Raw genomic sequence first — 18,797 nt, 5'->3', positions numbered from 1 at the left:
TTTTCCCGTTAGCTAACGGCTTCTTGCGGGCTCTGTTCGATCGCTTCGGCTTTAATATACCAGGTTTGAGCCTCGGTTACCTTCGCCATAATGAACTGCCCGATCCATTCCTTTGGACCTTCCAAATGAACTAATTTATTCGTACGCGTCCGTCCGGATAGGACATTTGCATTGTTTTTACTTTCGCCTTCAACGAGCACTTCAACGATTTGGCCTCGCAGCTTCTCATTCATTTCTCTCGCATTCGCAGCAAGCTGCGCGTTTAAGCGCTGCAGCCGCGCCTTCTTCACCTCTATCGGCACATTGTCCTCCATGCCTGCGGCAGGTGTTCCTTCGCGAGGAGAATAAAGGAAGGTATACGCGGAATCGAAGCCTACTTCTTTAACCAGCGTCATCGTATCCTCGAACTGCTCATCCGTTTCGCCAGGGAAGCCGACGATGATATCCGAAGTCAGCATGGCGCTTGGGATCGCTTTTTTAATTTTACCCACCAGCTCCAAATACATCTCGCGGGTATATTTGCGGCTCATTCGTTTCAATATTTCAGTGCTTCCGGACTGCACCGGCAAATGAATATGCTCCACCAAATTGCCGCCCGTTCCAAGCACCTCAATTAAATGATCATCAAAATCACGCGGGTGGCTCGTCATAAAGCGGATTCGCGGAATATCGATGTTGGACATGTCCAACATCAGATCGCCAAAGCGGTAGTTAATGTCTTCGAAATCTTTCCCGTACGCATTAACGTTCTGGCCGAGCAGCGTAATTTCCTTAAACCCTTTGCGGGCTAAGTCGCGCACCTCGGCGATCACATCCTCAGGACGCCGGCTGCGCTCCTTGCCGCGTGTATACGGCACAATGCAATAAGTACAGAACTTATCGCAGCCATACATAATGTTCACCCAAGCACGCATGCCTTCGCGCTTCTTAGGCATATTTTCGATAATGTCGCCTTCCTTGGACCATACCTCGACGACCAGTTCTTTGCTGAAATAAGCGTTTTGCAGCAAATACGGCAGTCTGTGTATGTTATGCGTACCAAAGATCATGTCCACAAAAGCATGCTTTTGCAAAATACGTCCGACAACCGATTCCTCCTGCGACATGCAGCCGCAAACGCCGAGCAGCAAGTCCGGCTTCTCCGTCTTCAGCGTCTTGAGGTGACCTAGCTCGCCAAACACCTTGTCCTCCGCGTTTTCACGGATCGCGCAAGTATTGAGCAAAATAACGTCTGCAAGCTTCCGATCCTCTGTGGCTGTATAGCCCATTTCTTCGAACATGCCCTTCATGACCTCGGTGTCATGCTCGTTCATTTGGCAGCCGTACGTCTGGATCAGATAATGCTTGCCCGCGCCGATCGTCCGCAGCTCATCGGGGATTGCAAAATCGTAATGCACCTCGATGTCCTCTTTGCCGCGTTTCTTCTCATCCTTGTGGCTTGGTGCCGCATTTATATTGACGATCCTTCCTTTAATGCGGTAGGTCGTTGAATGCTCATTCTGGTCGATCACTTTCGCATCGCTAAAATCAAAATATTTGGAGTAATCCTTAAGCTGGTCCTGCTTCTTGTCCGCAGCGGTCTGGCTACTTTCCTTCTTCAATGCCGATTCACTTCCTTATGGGTACAAATAGTTGCTGTTCGGATAGCCCAAATCAGTATTATACCAGTTAACGGAATAGAGGGTCAATAAAGGTCATACAAAATCGGTCCTGAATCTCTTCGCACGTATAGCCCATCACATGCCGCAGATGCCTGTACGTATGCGGCGATTGCACAGCTATAAAAGAATGGGCCGAATAGGCCGGATCAATGGGATGAACCTGCTCTTTCTCGACAGCCTCCCGAAATAAGCTGCTGAGCACATTGTGTAAATATTGATAGGGCGGCGTTTGAAAAAAATCGGGTTTATGATCTTCGATTTTATTATAGGATTGCATGACGCCCAGCCATTTCGACTCCTTATCGATGAACGCGATAATTTTGCGCATGACTCCGCTCAAGCGCTGCTGCACGGTCAGCTGCGCCCCCGCTGTTAAATATTCATCGATTTCACTGATAAAGATGTCGAAGTTCTCTTTCATCATATCCATGCACAAATCGCCTTTATTAGAATACCTTCGGTAAAGGGTACCTTGTCCAATCCCAACCGATTTGGCAATTTGGTGCATACTGACCGATTCTACCCCATGCTCCGTAAACAAGTGATTAGCAGTGTGCAAAATCGCTTTGCTTAGTTCTTGTTTCGTTCTGCCGTTTTCTGGTGCAGTCATCGATTCTGTCTCCTTTTTCCGCGCTAACAAATAAACGATTGACAATTGCTCAATCCGTCTTTATGATTCAGTAGTGCGGACAATTGTCCGCACATAGATGCGGTCATCTTTTTATTGTAGCCTGACAAGTTAGCACAGGTCAATAAGAGGAAGAGAAGACCCCCATATTCGGATAGGAGGAAATGAAATGTCTGCAGCTTCAAAAAAAGCAGCACCCAATGGCGATCCGATGTCGATTCGCAATATTATCGCACCGCTCACCGCTATTATAGTCGGTATGTTTATGGTTATTTTGGATGGCACCGCAATGAATGTCGCTATGCCTGGTTTAATGGCTGATTTCAAAAGCTCCATGTCTCTCGTTCAATGGACGATAACGGGCTACGCGCTTGCGCAAGCCGCCGTTATTCCGCTTGCGGGATGGATGTCCGACCGATTTGGAGCGAAACAGATTTTCTTGTTCTCGATCATTATGTTTACGCTCGGTTCGGGTCTATGCGCCCTTGCCACGACAGCAGAGCAGCTTATCGTTTTCCGGATCATCCAAGGTCTTGGCGGCGGTATGGTTGCACCAATCGCCATGGCCTTTACCTTTAGACTGAGCCCTCCGGGCAAGCAGGGCGCGGTGATGGGCATGATCGGTATTCCGATGCTTCTGGCACCTGCTCTTGGCCCTGTAGTGGCCGGCTGGCTCGTTGATTATGTATCTTGGCATTGGATTTTTATTATCAATCTCCCGATCGGCGTAGTTGCCGTTATCGTCGGACTTCGCACATTGCCTAATGTCGAACGGAAACGCGTACCCGCTCTTGATTTCTTAGGAATCATATTTGCGCCTCTGGCATTCGCTATGCTCGCTTACGGCGTAAGCTCAGCTGGCGGCGGAGAGGGCGGAGCAGGCAGCGGCTGGACATCTCCTGCAGCATTGACGGGTATGATCGTTGGCGGGATCGCGCTGATTGTTTTCATAATCGTTGAGCTTAGCCGCAAAGAACCGTTGCTCGAGCTTCGTGTTTTCAAATCAAGCAATTTCACCCGCGGCATCGTTCTGCAATGGATCGTTCAAATCGCGTTATTCGGTACGTTGTTCCTTGTTCCTATTTTCCTGCAAATCGCCAAAAACTACTCCGCTTTTGAAACGGGGCTTATCCTGCTTCCGCAAGCCATTGCTGCAGGTATATTCATGCCGATCGGCGGCAAGCTGTTTGACCGTTTTGGAGCCCGTCCCGTCGTCATTTCCGGCTTAGCTATCGTTACGTTTGCAGGCTTCATACTTAGCCAAATTTCTGCGGATACGACTATTCTTACGCTTATGATACCACTTACGATGCTTGGCGCAGGCATGGGCTTGTCGATGATGCCGCTTAATACGCACATCATGCAGTCTGCACCTAAAGAGCTTGTTAGCCGTGTAACCTCTTTAACCGCTGCTGCACAGCAGGTAATGACCTCCTTCGCAATCGCCGGCTTATCGACAATACTGGCCAGCAGAATAGAGCACTACAGCACGACAAATCCAGGACCAAACGTCATCTATTCCTCCTATGGAGATACGTTCTTCATTCTAGCTTCCGTTTCAATCGCCGGTGCGATTGTCGCATTATTGCTGCGCAGACCGAAGCAAGAGCAAAGCACAAATCCGGAAGAGAAACCTGAAGTGTCTATGATGATGGGCCATTAACCGCTGTTAATGACAGCTGCTCTATGCAAAAGACTGCTTTCAAATCGTCACAGACGACCAGAGAGCAGTCTTTTTTTAATGTTAGTCTATGATTTCTGCCATATCTCCGTTTTTCACGCCCGCCGCATTCGCTTCATCGGTATCGATATGCATATCGAGCGTAAATTGATCGGATACGCGCGCGACTACATTTTCGAACACGACGCCGCGCTCGCCGGCAAAGCGAACTCTGAGCGACTGCTTGTCTGCTATGCCAAACCGCTCTGCGTCGCTCGTGTGGAAGTGTATATGCCTTGCTGCTACGATTACGCCCTCTTCTATTGTTACCTCGCCTGCAGGCCCTTGGAGCTTAATTCCCGCCGAGCCTTTCGTATCGCCGGATTCCCGTACGGGCGGATTAACGCCAAGCGCAAATGCATCCGTACGCGATACCTCGAGCTGTGTCCGTTTACGGGCCGGACCGAGAATTCTTACTTTAGCGAAATTCCCTTTTGGTCCAACGACAGCGACCGTCTCATTGGCTGCATATTGACCCGGTTGGGACAAAGGCTTCATTTCCGTTAATTCGTATCCCTGGCCAAACAATAGCTCAACATGCTCCTGTGATAAGTGAATATGTCTTGCGGATACGCCGATTGGTACTTCTCTATGTATCATGCTGTCACTCTCCTGCTATGTAATAATCGACCTGCCGCTCCTGTCGATCAAGCGTAAACGGCTGTCGCCGTCCTTTGGCGGTAACAGCTCGTTTCGCGGTGAAATATAAGCTTATTTATAAATGTGAAACTTATAAATTCTTATATTTTGAAAAAGCATACGGCCGAATGGCCGTATGCTAATCATACCGCTTATTTAAATTCGGCAACAAGCTTCTCGAATTCTTCCGGAGTAATCTTGATGTTCTGCTTAGATAGGCCCTCAGGCTTGAAGCCGGTAACAAGATCCTCGTAAGACTTACGCGTTTTATTTTGATAAATAAGACCCGTGAGCATGCCGTTCGTTTCCATGATCTTGTTCATCGCTTGCACGCGGTTCGATGGATCGTAGTCTGGGAATTGCTCCAGGTTGACGATGTTTTCTTTGAACCAGTCGTAAGTATTGATTTTGTTGAACGTAACGCATGGGCTGAATACGTTGATAAGGGAGAAGCCTTCGTGGTTAATCCCCTCTTCAATCAGCTTCGTCAATTGCTTCAAATCGCTGGAGAACGATTGGGCAACGAATGTCGCGCCCGCGGACAATGCAATTTCGAGCGGCGAAAGCGTCGACTCGATCGAGCCTTCAGGCGTCGATTTCGTTTTAAAGCCCTCGGCGCTGCGCGGCGAGGTTTGACCTTTCGTCAAACCGTATATTTGGTTATCCATCACGATATAAGTTACGTTCAGGTTACGGCGAATGGCGTGAACCGTGTGACCCATGCCGATTGCGAAACCGTCTCCGTCGCCTCCGGATGCGATAACCGTTAGTTCGCGGTTAGCAAGCTTAACGCCTTGCGCGATTGGAAGCACACGACCGTGTATGCCGTGAAAGCCATATGCATTAATGTAGCCGGAAATCCGTCCGGAGCAGCCGATACCCGAGATGACAGCAAGCTGCTCAGGCTCCAGCCCTACGTTCGCAGCCGCACGTTGAATTGCCGCTTGAATGGAGAAATCTCCGCAGCCTGGGCACCAGTTGGGCTTTACATTATTTCTAAACTCTTTGAATGTTGCCATCTAAACTCAACTCCTTACAAGCTTTGTGAACGTCGGAAGGCAAGAACGGATTTCCGTCATATTTAAGCAAGCTTTCAATTTTATCTGCAAAGCCTGCATTCATTTTAATTTGGGCTGCTAACTGTCCCGTAGCGTTGTTCTCGATAACGATCACTTTTTTCGCATTTTGCAAGTAAGGAAGCAGAAGCTTCGTAGGGAACGGATGAATTTGACGAATCGTAATGTGGTTCGACGATATCTTTTCCTGCGACAGCAGGCTTCTAGCCTCGTCAATCGTACCGCCGGTCGAGCCCATGCCGATAAGAAGCAATTCCGGCGTATCAAAAGGTGCGTCTACGCGGATCGCGTCACGAATATACATCTCGTTCAGCTTGCCAAGCCGCTTATCCATCATGTTCTGACGGTTCAATGCATTTTCCGACGGACGTCCCGTCTCATCATGCTCAACGCCTGTTACGTGATGCAGACCGCCCTTCTCGCCAGGCAAGACGCGAGGGGAGATGCCGTCCTCCGTAAGCTCATAGCGCTTAAACAAATCATGGCCTTCAAGCGCAGGTACATTTTCGACCAGCTTGCCGCGTTTGATTTCAATTTTCTTGTAATCCAGCTCATCGCATGATTGTTTACCTAGCGATAGCTGCAAATCTGTCATCAAAATAACCGGAACTTGGTATTGCTCAGCCAAGTTAAATGATTCGATCGTATCGTAGAAGCAGTCTTCAATCGAAGCCGGCGCGATAACGATTTTTGGAATTTCCCCATGCGTACCGTAAACCATGGCATTCAGGTCCGACTGCTCTTGCTTTGTCGGCAGTCCAGTCGATGGACCGCCCCGCTGCGTATTCACGATTACAAGGGGCGTTTCCGTCATGCCTGCAAGACCAATCGCCTCCATCATTAACGAGAGGCCAGGACCCGCGGATGCCGTCATCGTGCGAACGCCTGCATAGTTTGCGCCGATTGCCATCGTTACAGCTGCAATTTCATCCTCGGTTTGTACGACCGTTCCGCCGAACTTAGGAAGTTTCTTGATCAGATATTCCATGATCTCGGATGCAGGCGTAATCGGATAAGCGGCCATCAGACGGCAGCCTGCCGCAATAGAGCCAAGTCCGATCGCCTCATTTCCGATCATGAACAGCTTCTGCTGCCCGTCAGCCTCATCAAGCTTGAATTCATCAAGCGGTCCGCCCGCTTGCTCCAGCACAAACTCAGCTCCGCGTTTAACCGCTTCAATATTTTTCTCAACGATAGCTGCGCCTTTGCGTCCGAACTCTTCTTCAACCGCTTTATTAAATACTTCTAGCGGAAGTCCAAGAAGTGCCCAGGATGCGCCTGAAGCAACCATGTTTTTCATCAATGACGTGCCTAGCTCCTCAGCCATTGCTGTAATAGGAACGGCAAACAGTCTTGCTTTTATACCATCAGGTATGGTTGGATTAAATTTTGCATCAGCGACGATAACGCCGCCGAGACGAAGTTCCTTTGCATTCAGATCAATACTCTCTTGGTCAAATGCAACCAGAATATCCAAATCATCCGAAATTGCGCGAATCGGCTTTGTGCTTATACGTATTTTATTATTCGTATGTCCGCCCTTGATCCTCGAAGAAAAATGTCTATACCCATATAAATAATAACCCAAGCGATTAAGCGCCGTGGAAAAGATCCGGTCCGTACTTTCGACGCCTTCGCCTTGTTGTCCCCCGATCTTCCAAGACAATTGACTGATCAAAATGCCCAACTCCTCTTTTTCTAGAACGTACAAATATTCATATCATCAAGCAATTATATAATATAAGTCATAACAGTCACAACAATTTTAAAGCTCGCATGAACAAAAATCAAGATGTAAACGCATAATCAAAACATAGTTTGTTTCGATTGTTTCCATACCGCAAATAGATCGAACAGCCCTTAAGCATTGGGGAGGCTCTTTCTCAGAAAACGAAGCGCGTTTCCAGACATAAACTGCTCGGTTTGCCACTCGGAATACCTTTTCAGCAGCGCTTCTTGAAGCGAGATAAGCTCGCCTGGATGCGTTAATCCCTCTATATAACGGTCAATCCCGTCAAAATCAGAGCCAAGCATAATATGGGATTCTCCGCCAAGCTTACAGATATGCTCGATATGACGAAGCAAATCATCGATGACTACGACCTCCGCGTTCGATACAAACCAGGGTACGAACGTGACCCCGATCAGGCCTTGCTTCGCAATTAATTTCTCAATCTGGGCATCCGTTAAATTTCTCGGATGATCGCATATCGCTCTTGCATTGGAGTGAGAGGCGATGACTGGTCTTTGTGAAAGCTCGGCCACCTCCCAAAACGCCCGCTCTGACAAATGGGATACATCTAATAGTATATCCAAATTTTCACATTCTTCTACAAACCTTCTGCCTTTTATTGTTAATCCTCCGCCGCGCGGCTCCATAGCTCCGTCTGCTGCCCAGTTGGCATGATTCCAGGTCAGTCCCGCAGCGCGAATGCCTAATCGATACATGATTCGAAGCAGGGACATTTGACCTTGAAGTCCATCGACGCCTTCCAGCGACAAAAGCGCTCCGATTTTTCCGTCCCGTACACAATCGTCTAAATCCTGAGCCGTTCTTACCCAAATCATGTCCTCGCACGATAATACCATTTGGTGAAAGCGGTCCACGCTTTCCAAAACAGGCTCTAATCTTCCGTTCATAGATTGCGGTATGTAGATCGCAAATGTCTGCAGAACAGTTCCTGCTGCCTTCAGGCGCTCGTATGTAACATCTAAACGGCCAGGCTCGTTTCCTTGAAAATTTAAATCCTCATCAATCAGCAGCTTGCAGAGCACATCGCAATGAAAATCGACTACTTTCATAGAGACACCTCACCGTTCGTTTGACTCGCAGCAAAAAAACCTGTCTACGACGTAAACAGGCGAAACCCTTTCATTTTATCCAATTGGCTGATGCATTAACGCCGCTTGGACTTGCTACCGAGGCTCAACAATCAATTTGATTGCTGTTCGATCCTCCCCGTCGATAACGATGTCAGTAAAAGCCGGTATGCAAATTAAATCCACCCCGCTGGGAGCGACAAATCCGCGAGCAATCGCGACTGCTTTAATCGCTTGGTTTAACGCACCAGCACCAATGGCTTGCAGTTCCGCACCGCCACGTTCACGAAGAACGCCTGCGAGCGCACCTGCAACGGAATTTGGATTGGACTTTGCTGAAACTTTTAATACATCCATAAAAAAAGTACCTCCCCTTGGACTGTTGGATGGATTCCACTTTTAAATAGTATTCGAGGGAGATTAAAAAATTCCTGCTTTTATTTCGCCTATTCACAAACTGTTCTGAATTGTCGGAACTTTTCGAAGATTAAAAGCGTTACATCAGAAGCCATTCGTCCTCTGTGAGACGAATTTTCTCAATTTTGCGCGCTTGTCCCGTTGCATCATCGATCTGAACGGAAATGGCATGCAAATGCCATTTTCCCTCATCCACCACAAAACGGACCGGCAGCTGCGTAATAAATTTATGCAATACAGCATTGCGCTCCATGCCTAGCACGCCTTCCTTAGGACCAACCATGCCAACATCGGTTATGTAAGCCGTTCCTCCAGGCAAAATCGTATCGTCATTCGTTTGTACATGCGTATGAGTTCCAAGCACGATCGAAGCTCTGCCGTCCAGATGCCAGCCCATCGCAATCTTCTCGGAGGTTGCTTCCGCATGAAAATCGACCAAAATGTTTTGCGTTTGCTCTCTAGCCTCTTCGATCAGCTCATCAGCCTTGCGGAAAGGGCAATCGATCGGCGGCAAAAACGTACGGCCTTGCAAATTGATAATGGCCAGCTGTTTCCCTCCGGCTTTGATAAAGGCCATGCCTTGTCCAGGAGCGCCTTCTGCATAATTCGCCGGGCGAACAAGGCGGGGTTCTTCATCAATCCATTCAAAAATATCTTTATTATCCCACGTATGGTTACCCATCGTTATGCCATGAATACCCCATTCGAAAAATTCCTTCGCAATCGTTGCCGTAATCCCTCTGCCTGCAGCCGCATTCTCGCCATTTGCAATAATGATATGAGGGTTATATTTACTTTTAAGAGCTGGCAGCACACGCTTTAATGCATTTCTTCCTACGTTCCCTACGATATCGCCGATAAATAATACATTCATGTCATTACACTTCCTTTTTTGTACGCCTGCAAACAGAAAAGTGGCTAACAAGCAGCCACTTTTCTGTAAAGCTGATATTTTTTTGTTGATTACTTCGCATATTCAACCGCGCGTGTCTCTCGAATAACCGTGACTTTAATATGTCCCGGATAATCGAGTTCGCTCTCGATTTTTTTCGTAATATCTCGTGCGAGGCGGAATGCTTCCGTGTCGTCGATTTTTTCTGGCTGCACCATGACGCGTACTTCGCGGCCAGCTTGGATCGCATACGATTTCTCAACGCCTTCAAACGATTCGGAAATATCTTCGAGCTTTTCCAGTCGTTTAATGTACGTTTCAAGCGTTTCGCGACGAGCCCCAGGACGTGCAGCCGATAATGCATCAGCCGCTCCTACGAGCATCGCAATAACAGAAGTCGCTTCCGTATCACCGTGGTGGGAGGCAATACTGTTAATTACGACAGGATGCTCCTTGTATTTCTTAGCAAGCTCAACACCGATTTCAACGTGTGAGCCTTCCACTTCGTGGTCCAGCGCTTTACCGATATCATGCAGCAATCCTGCACGCTTTGCCAGCGTTATATCTTCGCCAAGCTCTGCTGCCATCAAGCCAGTCAAGTAAGCAACCTCCATGGAATGCTTCAATACGTTTTGACCATAACTTGTCCGGTACTTCAATCGACCTAAAATCTTGATTAAATCCGGATGCAAGCCATGAACGCCAACCTCGAAAGTAGCTTGCTCACCGTATTCACGGATTCGCTCGTCCACTTCTTTACGAGATTTTTCAACCATTTCTTCAATGCGGGCAGGATGGATACGACCGTCAGCCACAAGCTTTTCCAAAGAAGTGCGGGCAATTTCGCGTCTTATCGGGTCGAAACCAGACAAAATGACCGCTTCCGGTGTATCGTCGATAATGAGATCGATACCAGTCAATGTTTCCAAAGCTCGGATATTTCGGCCTTCACGCCCAATAATACGGCCTTTCATTTCTTCATTAGGCAATGTTACGACGGAAACCGTCGTCTCAGCCACATGATCAGCCGCACAACGTTGAATAGCAAGTGATATAATATCACGGGCTTTCTTGTCGGCTTCTTCTTTCGCTTGCTGCTCGATCTCTTTAATCATCTGTGCTGTTTCATGTCGTACTTCCTGTTCAACATTGGATAAAATGATCGATTTCGCATCTTCCGTTGTCAGACCTGATATACGTTCCAATTCACTAAGCTGCTGCTTGTAAATGGAATCAATCTGCTCTTGCGTTTCTTCGATCCGTTTTTCTTTGTTGGCTACAGTTTCTTCTTTGCGTTCTAGCGCTTCTAACTTTTTATCCAGCGACTCCTCTTTTTGGAGCAAACGTCTTTCCTGACGTTGAGCCTCGTTGCGTCGTTCACGAATGTCTCTCTCGGCTTCGGAACGAAGTTTGTGGACTTCATCTTTTGCTTCTAGCACGGTTTCTTTCTTCTGAGCTTCAGCTTCTTTCTTCGCATTTTCTACGATTTGGACAGCTGCTTGCTCAGCGCTTGAAATTTTGGCCTCGGCAATCGACTTTCGAATAAAATAACCAATCCCAAAGAAAATTGCGCCAACAAAGAGACAGATCAAGATCCAAATGACCTCATTAAGCATCTGTTTCACCTCCTTGCTGCATACACCAAGGCACTGCTTGGGATGATATTAGGTTTTCAACCGGCTACAAACCGTTTCAACATTTACTAATTTGACGAAAATAATCGTTTCGAATCAACTTTTGGAAGGAAAATTGATTCAAAAATGAAGGAATACAACCTCATTTTATCGTTTCGTAAAATCAATTGTCAAGCAAAAGCCCATCATCTTCCTCGAATACATCGTCTTCCCCATTCAGATCGATCGACTTTAACGCTTCCTTCACGATATCTCCTGGAAAGCCTCTACGCATTAAATAGCCCATTAGCTTGCGCTTTCGGTCAATCGGCTCTCCTTTTAAAGAGCGCCATTTCTTCTCAGCAGCCTTTTTTGCTGACGCCAGTTCTACCTTACGGTCTAACGATTCGGTTGCTTCCGCTGCGACTTCTTTCGACACGCCTCGCAGCTGCAGCTCCTGCTTGATAAAGCGACGCCCCTTCAAGCTGTTTCTAAGCCGGCCGATAGCAAACATATGAGCATATTGTTCATCATCCACAATATGCTCCCTTTCTAAACGGTCAAGCGCATATTGAATATTGTCAGCCTCAAACCATTTGCGATTTAAATATTGTTCGATTTGCTTTCTTGTTCGCGGCTTTGCACCCAAATAAGCGATAGCCAGCACATAAGCACGGTACCGTTCATCTTCCATTCGTATTTCTTCCATTTGAACTTCCGTTAATATTTGCCCTTTCGTCAGCCGAAAACGGATCAATATGTCTTCATGCACCGATAGCATCTCTTTGTCTGATTCAGCAAAGAGATGATATAATTTTCGTTCCTTCTTGTCCTGTCGAACAGATAGGATCATCCATTCTTCTACATCGCTTGGATTGCTATAGGCCACACTGTACATCCTCTCTAAACACAGCATCGCCGCCCCTAAAGGGACGGCGAAGCATCAGTAAGTATATATGATCAGGTAATTTTATTCCAGATCTTCGAACTCTTCGTCGTCTTCCTCAGCCTTAAAGTTAGCCTGAGTTGCTGCAGCCGACAGGTTGCTCGCTTCGCGAATCTGCTTTTCGATGACTTCAGCGATATCCTTGTGATCCTTCAAATACTGCTTCGCATTCTCACGGCCTTGGCCAAGACGCTCGCCATTGTAAGAGAACCATGCACCGCTCTTCTGCACAATATCCATCTCTACGCCAATATCGATAAGCGTTCCTTCTCTGGAAATGCCTTCGCCGTACATGATGTCGATTTCCGCTTGCTTAAACGGAGGAGCAACTTTGTTCTTAACGACCTTAATACGGGTACGGTTACCGACCATATCATTGCCTTGCTTCAATGTCTCGATACGGCGTACGTCAAGGCGTACACTCGAGTAGAACTTCAAAGCGCGTCCGCCTGGCGTTGTCTCGGGGTTACCGAACATAACGCCTACTTTTTCACGCAATTGGTTGATGAAAATCGCAATCGTCTTCGATTTGCTGATTGCCCCCGAAAGTTTCCGCAAAGCCTGTGACATTAGACGTGCTTGAAGACCTACGTGGGAATCACCCATATCGCCTTCAATTTCGGCTTTCGGTACAAGTGCCGCAACGGAGTCAATAACGACGATATCAACAGCGCCACTGCGTACGAGTGCTTCAGCGATTTCCAAGGCTTGCTCGCCTGTATCAGGCTGTGAAAGCAAAAGCTCATCAATATTAACACCAAGTTTGCTTGCATAAAGCGGATCTAGCGCATGCTCCGCATCGATAAAAGCAGCTTGTCCGCCAATTCGTTGAACCTCTGCAATTGCATGAAGCGCAACTGTCGTTTTACCGGAAGATTCCGGTCCATATATTTCAATAACACGTCCACGCGGCAAGCCGCCTATTCCTAAAGCGATATCTAGAGCAAGCGAGCCGCTAGGCACGGTCTCTACCTGCATGTGTGTGGATTCTCCTAATTTCATGATGGAGCCTTTACCAAATTGCTTCTCAATTTGACGCAAAGCCATTTCTAGTGCAGCGCGACGATCCGACAAGAAACTCACATCCTTCTTTATTTATAATGTTATGATACCTTTTTTCCGAGAGGTTGACAAGCATTTTTTCGAACATACATTCGCCTTTTTGTTTCCCCCTCATATGGACATAAAAAAACCGCAGCAAAGTAATCTTCGCCACGGTTCTTCCGGTAACTATAATTAATTATAGCTTGAAAGTCGACATTTGACAAATATTATTTATTTTATCGAATTTCCTCAGAAACGGCAGACTTCAGCCATCCGATTTCGATTCCTTAACGCCCTTGCAGCGCCAGCCACAGACGATATAAAGCAACCTTGACTGCACGCAGCCTAATCATGCTTCTGCCTCCGCTTAAGTTCAAGGTATGCACGACGGCCTTCTTGCCGCGCTCTGCGATACCTACATAAACAAGCCCAACAGGCTTGCCCTCGGATTCTGACGGTCCCGCAACTCCTGTCAAAGAAACGCCAAAATCAGCGTCCGCAAGCTCTCTGACCCGCTCCGCCATCAATGCGGCAGTCGAATCGCTAATGGCGCCGGGCGTACCTTCCCCCTCAAGCTGCGTCATCGGAATGCTAAGCAAATGATGCTTCATTATATTGGTGTAGGTAACAACCCCTCCTACATACTCTCCACTGCTTCCAGGAACGTTTGTAATAAGCTCGGCAAGCAAACCCCCGCTGCAGCTTTCCGCGCTCGCCAGCTTGCGCCTTGAGGCTCTCAGCAGGTGTACAACCTCTTCTTCGATCGGGATATCCTGCTGTGCGTATAAATGCTCGCCGACACGTTCCTTGATTTTCTCGAGCGTTTTATCGATTTTCTGACCCGCTTCATCAGGTGTGCCTGCTTTGGTGGATACCCGAATGGAAACCTCGCCCTCCTTCGCGTAAGGGGCAATCGTTGGGTCAACCTGACCGTCGATCAAATCAAGCAGCTTCGCTTCAAGGTTCGATTCTCCGATCCCGGCGAATTTCAGTATTCGCGAATAAAGCGGCTTTGTCTCACCAAGCACAGAACGAAGCCAAACCTCGCCGGCGCCATCCATCATCGGCTTCATTTCGCGCGGCGGCCCTGGAAGAAGCAAATACAGCGTACCGTCTACGGATAAGCCGTTGCCTACGGCTAGGCCCGTCGTATTTTCGAGCGGATCACCGCCTTCGATCATTAACGCCTGCCGGCGGTTGCTCAGGGCCATATGAATGCCGCGGGAGCTGAACATTTCCTCGATTTGAGCCATCGAAGGCTCATGAATAATGAGCTTACGCTTCAAATAATCAGCTAATACATCCTTCGTAAGATCATCCTGTGTCGGTCCGAGTCCCCCCGTAAAGACTAGTAAATCCGCCCGGCTTCTCCCGATTTCAATCGCTTGCCGCAGCCGCTCGGAATTGTCTCCGACAACCGTTTGAAAATAAACGTCGACACCTAATCCAGCAAGCTTCTGTGACAAAAATTGTGCATTCGTATTTACGATTTGGCCGAGCAGCAGCTCCGTTCCGACCGCGATGATTTCTGCTTTCATAATACTGGTTTCCCTCCGACTTCAAAAGTAAGTTTGACCGTAAGCAAATATACAAAAGCATCTCTCCGTTTAAAGGAAAGATGCTTTGAAGTTATTCTACCGGAATCAAATGCTTGTTCTTTACGAAATAATCGATACCTGAGTAAACTGTAATGATGGCTGCCGCCCAGCTAGCGACAACATCGAAAGGAAAGTCAATGAAATTGAAAGGAAAATTGTTGATCAATAGCGCGATAATCATTGTAATTTGAATAGCCGTCTTCCATTTTCCCCATTTGCTGGCAGCCATTACGGAGCCTTCAAGAAGCGCTACCTGACGGAGACCCGTTACTGCGAATTCTCGGCTAATGATAACAATCGCAATCAAAGCATTCACCTTGTCCATTTCAACAAGCGAAATAAGAACAGCAGCTACAAGCAGCTTATCCGCCAAAGGGTCGAGCAGCTTGCCGAGGTTCGTTACGATTTTGTTCTTACGCGCAATGTAGCCATCTAATCCGTCTGTACTTGCCGCCACAATAAAAATGAGTGCCGCTGCGATTTGATTGTATGTAATGGAGAAGTCCGAGATGCTGAACGACCCCAAATCCACTTTAATAAGCAGAAAAAACATAATAACCGGCACCAAAAATATTCTGGCAAGTGTAATGCGGTTCGCCAGATTCACGCAATTCCCTCCTTAGATCGATCTAACTCATTGGTGTGCGTTACGGGAACCCTTTGTTTGAGAATAAAACCGGATTTTATTTCCAGTTGCGGATCACTAGCTAAGCAACCTTGAGTTAATGCATTTGTTCTCTCTCTCATCTATGTATCCTCCAGATCCTTCCCTGAAGCTATCTAACCAAGTATAATACATGCTAATACACGTGTCAAAAGCGGCTAAAGCCTCATTTTGGAACTGCGGCTGCAGCAAAAACGAAAAGCCCCGTTTATCGAATTCCGATGAAACGAAGCTTCATTATTATTATTATGAGCGATAATTAGTAAATTGAAGCTCAACAGGCAAGTCTGCTTCTCTAAGCAGCTTCATAACCGCTTGCAAATCGTCAAGACTTTTACCTGATACTCTTATCTGATCGCCTTGAATTAAGCTCTTTACCTTCAGCTTCGAATCGCGGATTAAAATATTGATTTTCTTCGAAACATCCTGCTCTATGCCTTGTCTTAGCTTAATACGCTGACGAACGGTATTGCCCGATGCGCCTTCAATTTTTCCGTAATCCAAGTTTTTGATCGGAACGCCTCGTTTTACCATTTTGGACAATAATATATCAAGAACGTTTTTTAGCTTATAATCATCGTCTGAAGCGACTACGAGCTCTTCCTTCTCAAGTGCGATAGAGCTCTTGCTGCCTTTAAAGTCAAAGCGCGTTTCAATCTCACGCTCCGCTTGCTTAATCGCGTTCGCTAATTCTTGCATGTCTACCTTAGATACGATATCAAAAGCATTTTCTGAAGCCATTTAAAAACCTCTCCTTTGTTACTGTAATCATTATTCAGTTTTCACCTGATCGGCGCCAGCCCCGGTACCTGATTCAGTGCCTGATTCAGTGCCTGTTTCTGTACCTGCCTCGGTACCTGTGGTTCCGTCGACTGCCGGAGTTCCACCGCTAACGGGCTTAAGCAGCAGTTTTTTGGAGCCCGCCCGATCGCCGTCCGGCACAAGCACGCCATCCACTTTTATTTCCGTCAGATCGGATCTGCCCACATTAATGTAGATTGGTTCGGTAAGATCATAGGATTCGACAGTTCCGTCCTCTGCATTTGCCGAGTAAAGCTTCTCTCCTGTATTGCTGCCCGAGCGAACCTCCAGCCAGCTTCTTCCGCCAGCTACTTTAACTTCAACCTTATGGATGGTGCCTGCTGGTCCAATATCATATTGGTCAGCCTTTCCCACCTTGCTTCCGAAAGTAACGGTAGTCGGCGCTTCAGTTGGTGTAGGAGAAACGGGCGGGGCAGTCGGCGTGCTTACGTTCCCTGTACCTGTGACATTATCCTCCGTATCGATTACCGGCGGTTCGGAGGCTTCCGTAATATCCGTGCTATTATCAACCTGTTTAGGATCGTTTGTGTCGCTATTGATGACATAAACCCATATGACGACAACGATCAAAATAAGAAAGGACCACATCATGACATTGAAACCGATTTTGCCAAGTCTCTCTGACGATTGTGACTTCACCCGACGTGGCGATCTTGCCACAATAGGCTCTGAAATTTGTTCAACCGGTGGAGCAGGCACCTCATGCTGATACAAACGAAGCACTTCTTCAGGATCCAGCCCTACAGCTTCTGAGTAATTTTTCACAAATGCCCGAACATAAAATGGACCGGGCAAAACCCTGTGGTCTCCACTCTCGATTGCTTCCAAGTACCGTTTTCTTATTTTCGTTGTTTCTTGAATATCATCTAGCGTTAAGCCGCGCTGGTCCCTCGCTTTACGAAGCAATTCACCTAAATCAGACATGAGACGGCCTCCTTCCGATTAGAAATCGTCTGTATAGTTTGCTGTGAAAGATTCATACGATATTTCCTCATCTGGCGTATTGCGTAATTCAACAATAATGTCAAAATGGCTATAATCGAAATTAGATTCCCTAATGAATATATCCGGGTGTTCAATCACTTTCGTCGATGGCATGGCCATAATTTCCTGCAGCAAGCCATAATGCTTCTCATTCGAGCGAATGGTGCTTACGATTCCGTCAATAATAAAAATATTGTTTGGCTGCATCTCGTCATCAGAAAGCTGACTTCTAACCGTTTGGCGAAGCAAAGTAGAGGACACAAATGTCCATCGCTTGTTTGAGCATACGCTGCCTGCAATGATAGATTCCGTCTTACCCACTCGAGGCATCCCCCGTAATCCTATAACCTGGTTACCGTCACGCTTAAACACTTCGCCTAAAAAGTCGACCAAAATACCAAGCTCATCGCGCGTAAAGCGGAATGTTTTGCGGTCGTCAGAATCGCGCTCGATATAACGTCCATGACGAACCGCCAATATATCGACGATTGTTGGCGTTCTCAGTTTATTTACTGTAATATTATCAACCTTTTGCAGCATTTTACCAAGCAACTCAATCTTCTCGTCGTCATTGGTCTGAAGGAGCATCCCCCGTGTCCGATCCTCAACGCCGTTAATGGTCATAATATTAACCTCAAGCATACCTAGCAATGAGGCGATATCTCCGAGTAAACCCGGGCGGTTCTTATGTATTTTGTATTCCATGTACCACTGTTTTGATTCCAAAACTGTCACCGTCCTAAACCTGTTGATATAGAAGTATGTAAATGATGGATATGTTCGTCATAAAACATAATTCTACAATTTTCGTCACAATCCTGCAACCTAAAAAGAAACATTGCAGAAAAGCCTCCTAGTGGGAGGCTCTCCTGCTTCTGCTTCTGCTTCTGTTGACGAAAATATCGTCTCCGTACGGTGGCAGTTAAGAATTTTGGACGAGCTTGACCATCATGCATGAAAGCGCTTTGCGTTCACTCTCGTCACCAACATCCCATAGCTCCTTCAACACGCGTTCTTCCTCATTTTTCGGATCGACCTTCTCTTCGAGAAAGGAACCGATTTCGTAAGCTAAAGATGAAATTGTTTCTTCCGTCATCCCCATCTTTTTCGCATGCGATACTCGGTCTGCCAAAAAATGCTTCCATGTTGCAAAATTAGTAAGGACAGTTGACATGTTTCTTCGCCTCCTACAGGTATAGAAAAGAATCATCAACAGTTCTATCATGTGTAAATGCCGCTCTGATTATGCAAAAAGCCAAAAGACTTGTCCGTA

Annotated in this window: 18 protein-coding genes; 1 reads left to right on the top strand and 17 read right to left on the bottom strand. The window is 47.0% G+C overall.

Annotated features, from left to right (window positions below; translation table 11 throughout):
• Positions 1–8 precede the first annotated feature (8 nt).
• Positions 9–1,601 carry a tRNA (N6-isopentenyl adenosine(37)-C2)-methylthiotransferase MiaB gene (gene miaB / locus ASG81_RS18545; RefSeq protein ID WP_056637346.1) on the bottom strand — a complete coding sequence of 531 codons (1,593 nt, stop codon included), beginning with the start codon at positions 1,599–1,601 and terminating at the stop codon, positions 9–11.
• Between the two features lie 67 nt (positions 1,602–1,668).
• Positions 1,669–2,271: a TetR/AcrR family transcriptional regulator gene (locus ASG81_RS18540; RefSeq protein WP_056637343.1), complete on the bottom strand. Its 603-nt coding sequence runs from the start codon at positions 2,269–2,271 to the stop codon at positions 1,669–1,671.
• Between the two features lie 187 nt (positions 2,272–2,458).
• Between ASG81_RS18540 and ASG81_RS18535 the strand changes: the two genes are divergently transcribed.
• Positions 2,459–3,952 carry an MDR family MFS transporter gene (locus ASG81_RS18535; RefSeq protein ID WP_056637340.1) on the top strand — a complete coding sequence of 498 codons (1,494 nt, stop codon included), beginning with the start codon at positions 2,459–2,461 and terminating at the stop codon, positions 3,950–3,952.
• Between the two features lie 81 nt (positions 3,953–4,033).
• Here ASG81_RS18535 and pduL read toward each other — a convergent pair whose 3' ends face one another.
• The 15 genes from pduL to ASG81_RS18460 form a co-directional block, all read right to left on the bottom strand.
• The gene (gene pduL / locus ASG81_RS18530; protein WP_056637335.1) at positions 4,034–4,609 is read right to left on the bottom strand and encodes a phosphate propanoyltransferase; all 576 of its coding nucleotides are present in this window, start codon (positions 4,607–4,609) and stop codon (positions 4,034–4,036) included.
• A 191-nt stretch (positions 4,610–4,800) separates the two neighbouring features.
• Positions 4,801–5,667 carry a 2-oxoacid:ferredoxin oxidoreductase subunit beta gene (locus ASG81_RS18525; RefSeq protein ID WP_056637326.1) on the bottom strand — a complete coding sequence of 289 codons (867 nt, stop codon included), beginning with the start codon at positions 5,665–5,667 and terminating at the stop codon, positions 4,801–4,803.
• Complete coding sequence (locus tag ASG81_RS18520) at positions 5,645–7,402, bottom strand: 2-oxoacid:acceptor oxidoreductase subunit alpha (protein ID WP_056637323.1); 1,758 nt, start codon at positions 7,400–7,402, stop codon at positions 5,645–5,647. Before ASG81_RS18520 ends, ASG81_RS18525 begins: the two co-directional genes overlap by 23 nt.
• 182 nt (positions 7,403–7,584) lie before the next feature.
• Positions 7,585–8,526, bottom strand: a complete 942-nt coding sequence (locus ASG81_RS18515; RefSeq protein ID WP_056637320.1) for a dipeptidase — start codon at positions 8,524–8,526, stop codon at positions 7,585–7,587.
• Between the two features lie 114 nt (positions 8,527–8,640).
• On the bottom strand, positions 8,641–8,901 hold the full coding sequence (locus ASG81_RS18510) for a stage V sporulation protein S (RefSeq protein WP_006036664.1): 261 nt from the start codon (positions 8,899–8,901) through the stop codon (positions 8,641–8,643).
• A gap of 139 nt (positions 8,902–9,040) precedes the next feature.
• Entirely contained in the window at positions 9,041–9,835 is a 795-nt protein-coding gene (locus tag ASG81_RS18505) for a TIGR00282 family metallophosphoesterase (protein WP_056637317.1), read from the bottom strand.
• A gap of 89 nt (positions 9,836–9,924) precedes the next feature.
• Positions 9,925–11,469, bottom strand: a complete 1,545-nt coding sequence (gene rny / locus ASG81_RS18500) for a ribonuclease Y (protein WP_056637314.1) — start codon at positions 11,467–11,469, stop codon at positions 9,925–9,927.
• A gap of 181 nt (positions 11,470–11,650) precedes the next feature.
• Positions 11,651–12,355, bottom strand: coding sequence for a RecX family transcriptional regulator (locus ASG81_RS18495; RefSeq protein ID WP_235548924.1), 705 nt, complete (start codon positions 12,353–12,355; stop codon positions 11,651–11,653).
• Between the two features lie 81 nt (positions 12,356–12,436).
• Positions 12,437–13,486 (bottom strand): recombinase RecA, encoded by a 1,050-nt coding sequence (gene recA / locus ASG81_RS18490; protein ID WP_056637310.1) that lies wholly within the window; start codon positions 13,484–13,486, stop codon positions 12,437–12,439.
• A 257-nt stretch (positions 13,487–13,743) separates the two neighbouring features.
• A complete protein-coding gene (locus ASG81_RS18485) occupies positions 13,744–14,994 on the bottom strand; it encodes a competence/damage-inducible protein A (protein ID WP_056637307.1) in 1,251 nt (416 codons plus the stop codon).
• Positions 14,995–15,085: 91 nt separating this feature from the next.
• The gene (pgsA, locus tag ASG81_RS18480; RefSeq protein ID WP_056637303.1) at positions 15,086–15,661 is read right to left on the bottom strand and encodes a CDP-diacylglycerol--glycerol-3-phosphate 3-phosphatidyltransferase; all 576 of its coding nucleotides are present in this window, start codon (positions 15,659–15,661) and stop codon (positions 15,086–15,088) included.
• Between the two features lie 303 nt (positions 15,662–15,964).
• The gene (locus tag ASG81_RS18475) at positions 15,965–16,459 is read right to left on the bottom strand and encodes a YajQ family cyclic di-GMP-binding protein (RefSeq protein ID WP_056637300.1); all 495 of its coding nucleotides are present in this window, start codon (positions 16,457–16,459) and stop codon (positions 15,965–15,967) included.
• Positions 16,460–16,489: 30 nt separating this feature from the next.
• Positions 16,490–17,464 (bottom strand): RodZ domain-containing protein, encoded by a 975-nt coding sequence (locus ASG81_RS18470; RefSeq protein WP_056637297.1) that lies wholly within the window; start codon positions 17,462–17,464, stop codon positions 16,490–16,492.
• A gap of 18 nt (positions 17,465–17,482) precedes the next feature.
• On the bottom strand, positions 17,483–18,250 hold the full coding sequence (locus tag ASG81_RS18465; protein ID WP_056637293.1) for a DUF3388 domain-containing protein: 768 nt from the start codon (positions 18,248–18,250) through the stop codon (positions 17,483–17,485).
• A gap of 196 nt (positions 18,251–18,446) precedes the next feature.
• The gene (locus ASG81_RS18460) at positions 18,447–18,698 is read right to left on the bottom strand and encodes a DUF3243 domain-containing protein (protein ID WP_056637290.1); all 252 of its coding nucleotides are present in this window, start codon (positions 18,696–18,698) and stop codon (positions 18,447–18,449) included.
• Positions 18,699–18,797 lie beyond the last annotated feature (99 nt).

Origin of the sequence: Paenibacillus sp. Soil522 (assembly GCF_001428245.1) — a bacterium.
Taxonomy (GTDB): Bacteria; Bacillota; Bacilli; order Paenibacillales; family Paenibacillaceae; genus Pristimantibacillus.
The sequence above is the reverse complement of the archived record's forward strand: the minus strand, read 5'-3'. Positions and strand labels throughout refer to the sequence as shown.

Coding starts and splice junctions, on each gene's coding strand:
- ASG81_RS18540 (WP_056637343.1), bottom strand. CDS start 2,271: ATGACTGCACCAGAAAACGGCAGAACGAAACAAGAACTAAGCAAAGCG.
- ASG81_RS18535 (WP_056637340.1), top strand. CDS start 2,459: ATGTCTGCAGCTTCAAAAAAAGCAGCACCCAATGGCGATCCGATGTCG.
- pduL (WP_056637335.1), bottom strand. CDS start 4,609: ATGATACATAGAGAAGTACCAATCGGCGTATCCGCAAGACATATTCAC.
- ASG81_RS18525 (WP_056637326.1), bottom strand. CDS start 5,667: ATGGCAACATTCAAAGAGTTTAGAAATAATGTAAAGCCCAACTGGTGC.
- ASG81_RS18515 (WP_056637320.1), bottom strand. CDS start 8,526: ATGAAAGTAGTCGATTTTCATTGCGATGTGCTCTGCAAGCTGCTGATT.
- ASG81_RS18510 (WP_006036664.1), bottom strand. CDS start 8,901: ATGGATGTATTAAAAGTTTCAGCAAAGTCCAATCCAAATTCCGTTGCA.
- ASG81_RS18505 (WP_056637317.1), bottom strand. CDS start 9,835: ATGAATGTATTATTTATCGGCGATATCGTAGGGAACGTAGGAAGAAAT.
- rny (WP_056637314.1), bottom strand. CDS start 11,469: ATGCTTAATGAGGTCATTTGGATCTTGATCTGTCTCTTTGTTGGCGCA.
- ASG81_RS18485 (WP_056637307.1), bottom strand. CDS start 14,994: ATGAAAGCAGAAATCATCGCGGTCGGAACGGAGCTGCTGCTCGGCCAA.
- ASG81_RS18475 (WP_056637300.1), bottom strand. CDS start 16,459: ATGGCTTCAGAAAATGCTTTTGATATCGTATCTAAGGTAGACATGCAA.
- ASG81_RS18470 (WP_056637297.1), bottom strand. CDS start 17,464: ATGTCTGATTTAGGTGAATTGCTTCGTAAAGCGAGGGACCAGCGCGGC.
- ASG81_RS18460 (WP_056637290.1), bottom strand. CDS start 18,698: ATGTCAACTGTCCTTACTAATTTTGCAACATGGAAGCATTTTTTGGCA.